Below are 12195 nucleotides of genomic sequence, written 5' to 3'. Positions count from 1 at the left end.
GATAGAAATGCTGATTGTTTTATGAGTGTTGACCCCCTAAGTCCCTCGTTCATCTTTAAGGTATGGCAGGCCGTAGGCCAATATCGATTTAGAACCGATTTAAGAGGGGCTAGGGCTTTACATGATACAAACCAGCTACGTTCAATCGTTCAATAATTACTTTAGTCGTTTACTTTTATGTCTTTTGTATTGTCGAATTTGACATCGTAATGATTGCCCGAAATATGGAACTTCCTTACCTTTTGTAGGTAAAATGGGTTTTTGTTAGGATGGAATGCTGGATAATCTTGATTGTGTTTTATCGTGTTGCCTGTAAAGCTTAAACCGTCTACCGATTTTGCATATAGGATTGGATGATCGAACGTTTCAAAATAATTGTCTTTAATGGTTATGCCGCTGTGGAAATACTTTGTTTGTTTTTTTAAATTAGGTATTTCGGGGTAAATAGAAATAATGGCATTGGTAAACTGAAATAAGCTCGTCAATGAATTTATAAAGCGGTTGTTTCTGATCATTACCGAAGTGCAGGCACCAGTCTCGAACCATCCGTTAGAATCACCACATAGTACAATTGCCGAACCAGAGGTATGGTCAAAAAGGTTATTTTCTATAATTGTTCTACGCGGGGTGCTAAACAGTGCTCCACGGGCCCTGTTGTTGCGGATGGTATTGTTTGCAAATAGCACTTCCGGTGTCCAGGTCATATTTTCAATACCAAAGGCAGCTGCTTCATTAATGGCTTTGTCAACAGGTTTTTTCAGCTTAATCTCAAACTCTTTTGCACCGTTATAGCTGGGTTTATCTACTGCTTTAATTTCCACAATGGTGTTTTCGTGACCAATATTTTCCATGGTCTCTGCAGCTATAAATTTTACCTTATCGCCCACTCGACCCCATTCAAATCCAAAAGATTGGCCATGCATGTACTTGGCAACAAAAGTAAAATCGTTTTTTCTTTTGATGATCTTGAGGTATGTGCCATGGATATTGATCGCATCATCCATCATGCCCTCATATAGGCCATTTATGGATGTGATTTTGCCCTTGCAGCCTGAAAAATGTGTGGCGTCGGCCTGAGTGGTAAAATAACGAGGGTCGTCTTTCCCCCTTAAACTTACTTTAAATTGATCTAATTTGATATTCTCCGAAACCTGTACCAAAAGCCCCATACCTTCGCTGTAATGTACATTTACATTTTTTAGTACAAGGTTTTTGGCATGATATACAAAAATACCTGGATTAGGTCTTTCCCAAGAACGCATGGCTACTACTGTTCCCGGAATAAGCTTTTTGTTTCTCCAATTTTTTGCTTCAATAATGCCCGGCCTTAGTTCGGTAACCTCTTTTGTGCCTATCCTAATATCGCCACTATTAAAAACTAAATGTTTGGTGGTCTTTTCAAAGGCTATACCACTTGAAGGACTTATCTCCCAACCCTCTCCTTTATGAAAGAAAATACCTTTGCGGATTTCATATTTTACCCATGGAGCGGTTTGATAGGTAATCGTTCCGGTCAGTGTATCATTCTTTAAAATTTCTACCTGACAGATTTGTGGGGTTTCAAAGTCAACTTGTATGTTTTTAACCGTAAGGTCTTGAACATCTTCCAGTACTATTGGTAGCATTCTGCCATGAAATATAAATTCAGCCCCATTGCCTTCTATATTTAGTTTAGAGAAGTCCTTTATCAAAAGGCCAATGCTTTTGGGATTGGTTTGGTCATGGTTTGAAACGTAATACTCCTTTACTATAGCATCTTCTGGGAAAAAATCGTACCTGCCAGGAGCAAAGGTTATGGTTTGGGCATTTCCTCTAGATTTTTGGGCCTTGATCTTGGCCAATGCCTCGGCAAAAGCGCGGCAACTGCTTTTGCCGGTATTTGGTTTTACGCCATAGTCTATGAGGTGGTATACACTGTTTTGCGCCAATAAAGTATGTTGCGCAAATAACACTGCCCAAAAAAAGACCATAATCCCGAAGTAGTTTTTTTTAAAAAAGAATGTGCGACCAGTATGGTGCAAATTGAAAGTTAGGTTTAACATGTTTTTGGAAGATAGATGTGATGTAGTTGATCATTTTACCATTAATTCATGGTTTTTTACATGATAAATGTAAAAAAGATTTTGAACTTTCTCTTTAGGTAAAGTTAAAACCATATTCTTTTTACGGCAAATAGATGGCCTTTGGAGTGTACAAAGGAGGTTTACAAAGTTTTTAAAAAATATAGAGGCCATTTATGCATAGGAAGTAGGCTACTTTTATGTGTCTGTGATGATATGGTGGCTTGCGTAAAGCACAACAGATTTGCAATACCAATATAGAATGCCGAATTTTGCAGGAAGTTCGGCATTTTTCTTTCTTTTTATTATAAGTAAAGAGACAATCTTAATTTAATACATGAATAGGTTTTTATCCATACTTCTTGTTTTTTTTAGTTACCAAGTGTTTGCCCAAACAAAGGGAGAAGTTATGGTGATAAAGGACCCCTTGATAGATAGTTTAATTGCCAAACGCATTGAACTTAATAAAAGCAGACCTACCACCACAAATCCAACGGGTACGGCCATTGTATCGGAAATGGGCTTTCGTGTACAGATCTATTATGGTGCCGACCGGCGGGAGGCCTTTGCCGAACAAGCCAGGTTTAAGGCCGACTATCCCAAGCTGAATACCTATATCACCTATAAGGAGCCAAATTATTATGTGCGTGTAGGCGACTATCGCACCCGATTGGAAGCTCAAAAATTTTTGAACGAACTTAAGGCAACTTATCCAACCTTGTTTATTTTTAGAGAGAAGATAAATGCGCCAATTTTAGAACAATAGCTTAATCGTAAAATTGCTTAATCGTTTAATCATTGTTGAATATAACGATTAACAGTTAACCAACCATCAACATCATGAAAGAAAAAATACAAGAACTATCTGCTCATATTTTTAACGAAGTGGTAGGCTTTCGTCAACATATACATGCCAATCCGGAGCTTTCTTTTAAAGAATTCGAAACCTCAAAATACATTAAAGACAAACTAAGCTCTTGGGGTATTCCCTATACGGAAATGGCCAATACAGGTGTAGTTGGATTAATTCAGGGAAGTATCCCTTCAGACAAGGTAATTGCATTGAGGGCCGATATGGATGCCTTGCCAATTACCGAAGCCAACAACAAACCATATAAATCGAAAAATCTAGGGGTAATGCACGCCTGTGGGCATGATGTGCACAGTTCATCTCTTTTGGGTACAGCTTATATCCTCAATCAATTGAAAGCAGAATTTGCAGGTACCATAAAGTTGGTTTTTCAACCGGCAGAAGAGTTGCTGCCGGGAGGAGCCAGTATCATGATCAAAGAAGGTGTTCTGGAAAACCCTAAGCCTCAGTCTATTGTGGGGCAACATGTAATGCCGTTGATAGAGACAGGAAAGGTAGGCTTTCGTTCGGGAATTTATATGGCTTCAACCGATGAGCTTTATGTTACGGTAACAGGCAAGGGTGGACATGGCGCACAGCCCCATCAAAACATAGATCCTGTACTGATCACGGCACATATTATTGTGGCACTGCAACAGATTGTCAGCAGGAATGCCGACCCACGTTTACCTTCTGTACTCTCTTTCGGAAAGGTAAATGCCCATGGTGCTACCAATATTATTCCTAATGAAGTAAAATTGGAAGGTACCTTCAGAACATTGAATGAAGAGTGGCGCAACGAAGCACATCGATTGATGAAGAAAATGGCCGAAGGCATTGCAGAAAGTATGGGCGGAAGCTGTCATTTTGATATTCATAGGGGATATCCATTCCTGATTAATGAAGAGAAGCTGACCAATGAGGCAAGGGCATGTGCAGAAGATTATTTGGGTGCCGAAAATGTAATTGACCTTGATATATGGATGGCTGCAGAAGATTTCGCCTATTATTCACAGGTAACAAATGCTTGCTTCTATCGTTTAGGTACGGGTAATGCCGCTAAAGGCACTACATATTCTGTGCATACACCAAATTTTGATATAGATGAAGATGCATTGAAAACCTCAACGGGGTTAATGGCCTACATTGCATTAAAACAGTTGGGGAATTAATTGGTTGATTAGTTTGTTTGGTTGGTAGTTGACATATAACTTACAACTCTTTTATGATGAAGAAACTTTGTTTTATTATATCGTTCCTGTTGTTTCTTGTTGACGTAAAGGCTCAGCAGATACCGCGTTTTAATCCCGATACGGTGAAGACCATTCAGCTCGATTCTGTCGTGAATATTAAGGCCAAACGATTAAATATAGAAACATTTATCGACGCCATAATTAATGATACCAGTTTTTATCAGGCTTTTCGCAATATGAAGAAATATACTTTCATTGCCGAAAACAGGGTGTTTACCTACGATAAAAAAAATGAGGTAGATGGAAAGATCTATCGTAAGATAAAGCATAATAACGACGGGCCATATAAAATGGAATACCTCGTCAAAGAAGATAATGGGAAAGTTTATAAGAAGAACGGAAAATACCAGCTTTATACCGTAGAGATGTTCGATTACATCTTTATGAATGCCTATAATACCGATTTTGTACCCCAAGCACCAGTTGCAGATGCCAAGGGAAAAGGCAGCAATGAAAGTTATAAGGATAAACTAAAAACATTGATTTTTAATCCGGGGAGGCCAATAAAGGGCGTACCTTTTATCGGTAATAAAACCCAGATATTTACAGCCAATATGCGTCAATATTATGATTATAGTTTTCATAGTGGCATATACCTAGATTCTATACCTGTTTATTGGTTTAAGGTGACAGTGAAGCCAGACCTGAGCAAATGGACAAAAGACGGCCTGATGATTAAGGAACTGGTCACTATTTTTGATAAACGGAATTTTGAAATCCTGGGACGGTATGTAGATATGAAATACAGCAACCTGCTTTTTGATTTTGATGTACAGATGAATATTGAAATGAGCTATTTCAATGAAGTGAAGTTGCCGACAAAAATCACCTATCAAGGTAATTGGGATTATCCTTTTAAAAAAGAGGAAAGGGCCAGTTTTCTGGTGTTGCATAAAGATTATCGTCTGGGCAAGGGCCAGTAAAATGCCATCAACATTCATAAAAAGATTATTAACTTCGTTGTATTAATCCATTTTTATGAAATTATCATTCTTTAATAAAACCCTGTTCTTTTGCTCGGTTTTGTCGGTTAGCCTTTTTTCTGTGCAGGCACAAGTTTTGAATTCAAAGCAGATAGATAGTGTAGTAGAGAAAACCTTGACCACATTCAATGTGCCAGGAATAGCGGTGGCAGTGCTTAAAGATGGTAAAGTCGTCCATGCAAAGGGTTATGGCGTTCGCTCCATAAAAAATAATTTAAAAGTAGATGAAAATACACTTTTTGGGATAGCCTCTAACACCAAGGCCATGACGGCGGCTTTATTGGGGATGTTGATCGATGAAAAGAAAATCACTTGGGATACCAAAGTGACGGATATTATTCCCGAGTTTAAACTGTACGATCCCTATGTCACCAGCGAGTTTACCATTAGGGACTTGCTCACCCATCGTAGTGGTTTGGGTTTAGGAGCGGGCGATTTGATGATCTGGCCAGATTCATCGACCGTTACCAAAACTCAATTGATACATAACCTGCGTTATCTGAAGCCAGTCTCTTCTTTCCGTAGCAAATATGATTATGATAACCTATTGTATATTGTTGCTGGAGAAGTCATAACCCGGGTTTCGGGTGTAGCTTATGATGAATTTCTGGAAAGCAGGATTTTCAAACCGTTGGGCATGAATAAAACTGCGGCCTCTTGGTACCGCCTAAAAGATAGATCGAATATAATAGATGGCCATGCACCCTACGAAGGGAAGTTACTTCCAGTGGGCTTAAGCTTCGGTGAAATTGCCAATCCGGCGGGTGGGGTTTATGCGAATGTAACGGATATGAGTAAATGGATAAACACCATGATCAATGGAGGTAAATATGGCGATAACCTGGAAAAAACTTTGTTCAGTGCAGCAGTGGCCAAAGAATTATGGACACCGCAGACCATGATCAACAATGGTAATCCTGCTAGTTTTACCAGCTATGGCTTAGGTTGGGTGCTCAGTTCGGTTTATGGCAAGTTCCAGGCTGCCCATACCGGAGGACTATCGGGTATTGTTACCCAGGTAAACATTATTCCCGAGCTAAAATTGGGGATTATCGTATTGACCAATCAGCAATCTGGAGCGGCATTCAACGCCATTTCCAATAGCATAAAAGATGGCTATCTGGGCGTTAAAGGGCAAGATAGAATAAAGACGCTTAACGATAACAGATTGGCCCGCGAAAAGCAGGCGGATGAAACAGTGGCCAAAGTATGGGCAGCTATTGCCGCTGGCCAGCAATCGAACACACTAAAACCAGATATTAAAAATTATATGGCTACCTATAGCGATTCCTGGTTTGGAGAAGTAGTTGTCCGCAATAAAAATGGAAAACTCTACTTTGAAGCAAAGAACTCGCCCAAGCTAAAAGGTGAAATGACCTATTATAAAGGAAATACCTTTATTGTAAAATGGCAGGATAGAAGTTTAGATGCCGATGCATTTGTAAATTTCTCCCTTGATCATAATGGCAAGGCAAATGGATTTACTATCGAAGCCATTTCGCCCTTGACCGACTTTAGCTTCGATTTTCAGGATCTGGATTTTAAGCTAAAAGATAATTAGGGCTTTAAGGCTGCATCGTTAACTACATAGGGGCTTATTTTCTTACTTACATTGTTATAGTCGATTTTCTCTTCGCTAGCTTTGATTTTTAGGATTGGGCCATGAATGGCATTATGCAATAACATGCTTAACGCCACAATGCCAACGGTTCCGGCAGTACCCATAATCAGTGCAGCATTGCCATCGCTAAGTGATTGGGCAGCTGCAATGTTACCGATTACCAATGCGCCCGTAATAATACTGTAACCTATGTCACTACGATATTTGTAAATCTTTATTTTTGTGACCTGGTCAAAAGGGATATAATTGACTAGGTCTCTTTTGTCGGCAATTACTAATGCAGTGTCATTAATAGCGGTAAGTTTGCCCTGAATTTTACCCTTATTTTGTGTGTAGATAATCGCATTATAGGGCGCTTTTTTTCTTTGGGCAAAGACCATGCAGGTCGTGAAGAGCAACAGGACCGTAATGAGAGAGAATCTAGCTTGTGATTTCATGTTGATTTTAAATTTCATTAAAGATAGAAAATTATTCAGCTATGTTAATATTAGCGGCTAAACAATTACCTTTAAAGGTTTAAAACATAAGCATGAAATCAACCATAAAACTAGCATTTTTAGCCTTGATCGGACTAACCCTATTTGCCATGAAACCAAAACCTAAACGTGTATTATTCTTTGGAGATTCGATTACACAACAAGGTGTTAAAAGTAACGGATACATTAACCTGCTTAAAAAGCAGCTCGATACCACAAAATTTGAATTGTTGGGGGCAGGTATTGGAGGAAATAAGGTCTATGACCTTTACCTCAGGCTAGAAGATGACGTGTTGGTCAAAAAACCAGATCTGGTTTTTATTTATGTAGGTATTAATGATGTATGGCATAAGCAAAGTGGCAGGACAGGTACTGATTATGATAAATATCTGAAGTTTTATCAGGCTTTGATTAATAAGATACAAGCCAATGGGAGCAAAATCGTATTGTGTACCCCATCGGTTATTGGAGAAAAAAAAGGTGGTACCAATGAGTTGGATGCCGAACTGGATCATTATGCCTCAGGAATTAGGGCGCTGGCAGTTAAGAACAACCTGCCACTTTGTGATCTTAGAAAAGCCTTTCAAGACTATGAAGAAAAAAATAATAATGAAAACGTTGAAAAAGGTGTGCTCACTACAGATCGCGTACACTTAAATAATGTAGGTAATCAGTTGGTAGCAGAACAGATGCTGACTTTTATAAAATAATGTGGTGAATTTGGTGTTATAGGTTATGGAACTGAATGCATAACCCTTTAGCCCATCACCAAAAGTATTCGATACAAATGATCAATCACGAAACGATAGAGAAGATTAAGGAGACCGCACGTATAGAGGAAGTGGTTGGCGATTTTGTACACCTCAAGAAAAGAGGGACAAGTTTAATTGGGAACTGTCCTTTTCATGGGGAAAAAACCCCATCTTTCCACGTATCGGTAAGTAAGGGCATTTATAAGTGCTTTGGTTGTGGTAAGGCTGGAGATTCGGTCCGCTTCATTATGGACCACGAAAAATACTCGTATCCGGAAGCGTTAAAGTTTTTGGCCAATAAGTATAATATCGAGGTTGAAGAAACGGTAGAGACCAAAGAACAAACTGAAGCCCAAAATGCCAGGGAAAGTTTATACATCGTTTCTCAATTCGCGGCCAATTTCTTTGAAGAACAACTTTGGAACAGTGATGATGGAAGGGCTATTGGCCTGAGCTATTTCAAGGAGCGTGGATTTCGGGAAGACATCATCAAAAAATTTAACCTGGGCTATTCGCCCGATGTTTGGGATTCCCTTACCCAGGCGGCCATCAAGAATCAGCATGCTGAGGAATATCTAGAGAAAACAGGACTGGCCATCAGAAATGATAAAGGTAAGCTGTATGATCGGTTTAGGGGAAGGGTAATGTTTCCCATACACAATTTTACAGGAAGGGTGATAGGTTTTGGAGGACGTACCCTAAAAACAGATAAAAATGTTCCAAAATATGTAAACTCCCCAGAAAGTGATATTTACCATAAGTCAAATGTACTGTATGGTTTGTACCACGCCAAAAAGGCTATTCGCGATCTGGATAACTGCTATCTGGTAGAAGGTTATGCCGATGTGCTTTCTGTACATCAGGCCTATGTTGAAAATGTTGTGGCCTCGTCGGGTACATCATTAACTATTGAACAGATTCGCTTGATTGGTCGATTTACCCAAAATGTAACCATTCTCTATGATGGAGATGCTGCGGGAATTAAGGCATCGCTACGTGGACTGGACATGATCTTGGAAGAGGGACTCAATGTAAAAGTGGTTTCTTTTCCAGATGGCGACGATCCGGATTCCTATATGCACAAGGTAGGTGCTGGGGCCTTCAAGACCTATATTGAAGAAAAAAGACAGGATTTTATCCTATACAAGGCTAATGTGTTGTTGGCGGAAGCAGGAAATGATCCTATTAAGCGGGCTGGAATCATTAGGGATATTGTGGAAAGCATTGCTAAAATACCCGATAATATCAAAGCTTCGGTTTTCATTAGGGAGTGCAGTCATCTCTTGGCCATAGAAGAAAGAATTCTGCTCAATGAGCTGAATACCATGAAAGCGGCCAAACTGAAAAAGGCAAGTGCCCCATCTCGTTCATCCACTTCAAGCTTTGGGCATCCAGATATGCCACCCGATGATCTGTTTGCAGAAGATTTTGCGAATACTGGTGATGGTAGCCTAAATATGGATACTTCTGCTCAGGTAAATACCGATGCTTTGCAGGAACAGGAAATTGTGCGTTTATTACTTACTTTTGGGCACGAGCTGGCCACTTGGGAAGGTACGGACAATATGTACATTGGTTCTTTTATTGTGCAGAATCTGAGCGATGTAACCTTTGAGAATGAGTTGTGCAGAAGAATTATTGATCATTACCGTGCTGAACTTGAAAATGGACAATTGCCTACCATTAACCAATTCCTCAAAAGTGAAGATAGGCAGATTGCCGACCTGGCCATTACCCTTTCTACCTCACCTTATTCCCTAAGTGAAAATTGGTACAATAAACACCAGATCTACGTAAGGGACGAAACAGTCAATTTGAAGGCTACGGTGTTAGGTGGGCTTTATCATTTGAAAAAACGTAAGGTAGATCAAATGCTGACAAATTTACTGAATGAGATCAAGGAGGAAAAAGACATTGCCAACCAGGAGATTCTCATGAGCAAATACGCGCATATCAAAAATGTAGAAAGAGATATATCCAAGTTTTTGGGTTCGGTCATTGTGAAGTAGCCTGCAGATAGGATTATTAAGTATGAAGATATGGGCACTAAGTATCAAGACCTATAGCATTTAAGATAAGATGTGAGTTTTCTGATTCGTGAATTTTTACTTTTAACTTTAATAAGATGGCGCTCCATAATGATATAGGCAAAGCCGGAGAGAAAGCAGCTATAACCTATCTGGAACAGAAGGGATATGAAATCTTGGAAGAGAATTGGGTAACAGGCAAGGCAGAAGTAGATATCATTGCACTTTATGGAAATACCATTATCTTTATAGAAGTTAAAACCCGTAGCTCGGTAACATTTGGTCAGCCCGAAGATTTTGTAGGTCCGGCCAAACAAAAGCAATTAGAGCTGGCAGCACAGGCTTATATCGAAATGAGGTCTCATAAGGGGGAAATTAGATTTGATATCATATCGGTACTTTTAACAAAAGATAAACACTATAACCTCAATCACATTGAAGATGCATTTTGGCCATACCTATAAAATCTGGGTCCCGTTTTTTTTATGGCTTTGCTTCTTACAGCTTGCCTGCAACCAAAGCGTGGTCAACTCCTATATCACATTTAAAAAGCCCTATCAGGGAGAAAGCTTTAGTAGTGGGCAGCGCATAAAGATCGAACTTGATATTCCTGCAAAAACCGAAGTCAATTCGATAACTTATCTTATTGATGGTAATGAGTTTGCCAAGAAATCAACTCATGATTCGGTATGGTTGAATACCGGCAGTTTGCCCTTGGGCTATAGAATGCTAACGGCAATTATAGAAAGACCGGCCAATAAGAAGGATACCATTACCAGTAATATTGTCATTAAAACCGATAAAAAGCCCGCAAAGCTTAAATATACCTTGGTGAACACTTTTCCACATGATACCTCTTCTTATACCCAGGGATTAAGTTATGTAAATGGAAATTTGTTGGAGAGTACCGGAAGAAAAGGCCAATCTGAACTGAAGTGGGTAGATTTAAGGTCGGGAAAGGCCTTGGAAAGCACAAAGTTGAAGCCGGAGTATTTCGGAGAGGGCTCTGTAAAAGTTGGCCATAAGATTATTGTGCTGACTTGGCAAGAAAATGTAGGATTGATCTACGATGCCGCTACATTAAAGGAAATAGGAAGCTTCCCCTATCAAAATAGCAGGGAAGGATGGGGGCTTACCTACGATGGAAAACAGCTATTGCGAAGTGATGGCTCTAACCGAATTTGGCAAATGAATGCCGAAACCTATAAGGAAGAAGGCTATATTGAAGTTTATGACCATACTGGCCCAGTGCAAAGCCTTAACGAACTCGAATATGTTGAAGGTAAGATTTACGCCAATGTATATACCACCAATAGAATTGTGGTCATCAATCCTAAAACAGGTGCGGTAGAAGCGGAGATTGATCTTTCTGCATTGGTGCCCAAAAAATATTTTAAGGATAGTTTTGAGGAGGGCAACAATGTGCTCAATGGTATTGCCTACGATCCCACTAGCAAACGACTATGGGTTACGGGAAAAAAATGGCCAAAGCTCTTTGAGATCAAGCTTCAGCCAAATTAAATGCGATCAATGCCATTTTGCCAAGCGCAACTTATAGCTCAACTCGGGTAATTTTAGCCTAATGAAAAGCCATTATTTAGTTTCATCTTTATTTTCCATCAGATAGCCATTATAAGTAATAGACTGCTTATTGTTGCTATTTAGCGATAGAGTGGCATAGCCACTTTCACTGATACTTAAGGAAAACCGATAACCCTCATTGGTATCTTTGGTATTTACCGTTATATTCCATCCACTTTTTTTACCTTTTGTTGTTTTGTATTCAAATTTCTTGGAGTTGAATTTTACCCCACCTTCTGTTTGGTTCATGGAGGCATTAAATGCCCTTCCATAATAGGGTAGGAAAGAAACGATACTATCTGCCGTTACCTTTAATTGATAATAAGTTTCATTCAGGTTAATGGTACCACCCTGCATGGCACCTGGCATTTTGCTCATCACCCTACTAATGTCCTGCGCATTCATTGGGGTAGCACTTGTTGCTACAAAGGTATAATTCTTGGCCTCCACAATTTTGGCCGTTGTGGCTTTATCTGTTTGTGCGTTGGCCTGTAGCGCAAGGCATAGCCATGCGCCCATAAAGATGGTTTTTAAAGTGCTCATAAAATCTATTTTTTAAATTCAGTCATTTTAAATTGAATTAATTCTATGA

The 12195-nt window shown here is 39.5% G+C and carries 11 protein-coding genes; 8 read left to right on the top strand and 3 right to left on the bottom strand.

What is annotated here, in order from left to right; genetic code table 11:
- Positions 1 to 161 precede the first annotated feature (161 nt).
- Positions 162 to 2042: a right-handed parallel beta-helix repeat-containing protein gene (locus JHD79_RS04930; protein ID WP_233164572.1), complete on the bottom strand. Its 1881-nt coding sequence runs from the start codon at positions 2040 to 2042 to the stop codon at positions 162 to 164.
- Between the two features lie 355 nt (positions 2043 to 2397).
- Here JHD79_RS04930 and JHD79_RS04925 point away from each other — a divergent pair, with 355 nt between their 5' ends.
- From JHD79_RS04925 to JHD79_RS04910, 4 genes are all read left to right on the top strand, one after another.
- Positions 2398 to 2826 carry an SPOR domain-containing protein gene (locus JHD79_RS04925; RefSeq protein WP_199118094.1) on the top strand — a complete coding sequence of 143 codons (429 nt, stop codon included), beginning with the start codon at positions 2398 to 2400 and terminating at the stop codon, positions 2824 to 2826.
- 71 nt (positions 2827 to 2897) lie between these two features.
- Entirely contained in the window at positions 2898 to 4082 is a 1185-nt protein-coding gene (locus JHD79_RS04920; protein ID WP_199118146.1) for a M20 family metallopeptidase, read from the top strand.
- Between the two features lie 56 nt (positions 4083 to 4138).
- Positions 4139 to 5086, top strand: a complete 948-nt coding sequence (locus JHD79_RS04915) for a hypothetical protein (protein ID WP_199118145.1) — start codon at positions 4139 to 4141, stop codon at positions 5084 to 5086.
- Between the two features lie 55 nt (positions 5087 to 5141).
- Positions 5142 to 6707: a serine hydrolase gene (locus JHD79_RS04910; protein WP_199118093.1), complete on the top strand. Its 1566-nt coding sequence runs from the start codon at positions 5142 to 5144 to the stop codon at positions 6705 to 6707.
- On the opposite strand, the gene JHD79_RS04905 is transcribed toward JHD79_RS04910, so the two are convergent.
- Entirely contained in the window at positions 6704 to 7204 is a 501-nt protein-coding gene (locus JHD79_RS04905; protein ID WP_233164570.1) for a hypothetical protein, read from the bottom strand. The two genes, JHD79_RS04910 and JHD79_RS04905, sit on opposite strands and share 4 nt — an antisense overlap.
- Before the next feature lie 92 nt (positions 7205 to 7296).
- Between JHD79_RS04905 and JHD79_RS04900 the strand changes: the two genes are divergently transcribed.
- The 4 genes from JHD79_RS04900 (at position 7297) to JHD79_RS04885 (ending at position 11543) form a co-directional block, all read left to right on the top strand.
- Positions 7297 to 7953, top strand: coding sequence for an SGNH/GDSL hydrolase family protein (locus JHD79_RS04900; RefSeq protein ID WP_199118091.1), 657 nt, complete (start codon positions 7297 to 7299; stop codon positions 7951 to 7953).
- A 77-nt stretch (positions 7954 to 8030) separates the two neighbouring features.
- Complete coding sequence (gene dnaG / locus JHD79_RS04895; protein WP_199118090.1) at positions 8031 to 10004, top strand: DNA primase; 1974 nt, start codon at positions 8031 to 8033, stop codon at positions 10002 to 10004.
- Positions 10005 to 10120: 116 nt separating this feature from the next.
- A complete protein-coding gene (locus JHD79_RS04890; protein WP_199118089.1) occupies positions 10121 to 10486 on the top strand; it encodes a YraN family protein in 366 nt (121 codons plus the stop codon).
- Positions 10464 to 11543, top strand: a complete 1080-nt coding sequence (locus JHD79_RS04885) for a glutaminyl-peptide cyclotransferase (RefSeq protein WP_233164576.1) — start codon at positions 10464 to 10466, stop codon at positions 11541 to 11543. Before JHD79_RS04890 ends, JHD79_RS04885 begins: the two co-directional genes overlap by 23 nt.
- Positions 11544 to 11615: 72 nt before the next feature.
- On the opposite strand, the gene JHD79_RS04880 is transcribed toward JHD79_RS04885, so the two are convergent.
- Complete coding sequence (locus tag JHD79_RS04880; protein ID WP_199118087.1) at positions 11616 to 12146, bottom strand: DUF4251 domain-containing protein; 531 nt, start codon at positions 12144 to 12146, stop codon at positions 11616 to 11618.
- Positions 12147 to 12195: the final 49 nt, after the last annotated feature.

The sequence above is a fragment of the Pedobacter sp. ASV28 genome (assembly GCF_016428855.1).
GTDB lineage: Bacteria > Bacteroidota > Bacteroidia > Sphingobacteriales > Sphingobacteriaceae > Pedobacter.
Note: the sequence above shows the minus strand (reverse complement) of the source record. Positions and strands in the feature narration are given on the sequence as shown.

What these genes read in the sequence shown, in the direction of transcription:
- JHD79_RS04915 (WP_199118145.1), top strand. Translation starts at nt 4,139, where the DNA reads ATGAAGAAACTTTGTTTTATTATATCGTTCCTGTTGTTTCTTGTTGAC.
- JHD79_RS04885 (WP_233164576.1), top strand. Translation starts at nt 10,464, where the DNA reads ATGCATTTTGGCCATACCTATAAAATCTGGGTCCCGTTTTTTTTATGG.
- JHD79_RS04900 (WP_199118091.1), top strand. Translation starts at nt 7,297, where the DNA reads ATGAAATCAACCATAAAACTAGCATTTTTAGCCTTGATCGGACTAACC.
- dnaG (WP_199118090.1), top strand. Translation starts at nt 8,031, where the DNA reads ATGATCAATCACGAAACGATAGAGAAGATTAAGGAGACCGCACGTATA.
- JHD79_RS04880 (WP_199118087.1), bottom strand. Translation starts at nt 12,146, where the DNA reads ATGAGCACTTTAAAAACCATCTTTATGGGCGCATGGCTATGCCTTGCG.
- JHD79_RS04905 (WP_233164570.1), bottom strand. Translation starts at nt 7,204, where the DNA reads ATGAAATCACAAGCTAGATTCTCTCTCATTACGGTCCTGTTGCTCTTC.
- JHD79_RS04930 (WP_233164572.1), bottom strand. Translation starts at nt 2,042, where the DNA reads ATGTTAAACCTAACTTTCAATTTGCACCATACTGGTCGCACATTCTTT.
- JHD79_RS04890 (WP_199118089.1), top strand. Translation starts at nt 10,121, where the DNA reads ATGGCGCTCCATAATGATATAGGCAAAGCCGGAGAGAAAGCAGCTATA.
- JHD79_RS04910 (WP_199118093.1), top strand. Translation starts at nt 5,142, where the DNA reads ATGAAATTATCATTCTTTAATAAAACCCTGTTCTTTTGCTCGGTTTTG.
- JHD79_RS04925 (WP_199118094.1), top strand. Translation starts at nt 2,398, where the DNA reads ATGAATAGGTTTTTATCCATACTTCTTGTTTTTTTTAGTTACCAAGTG.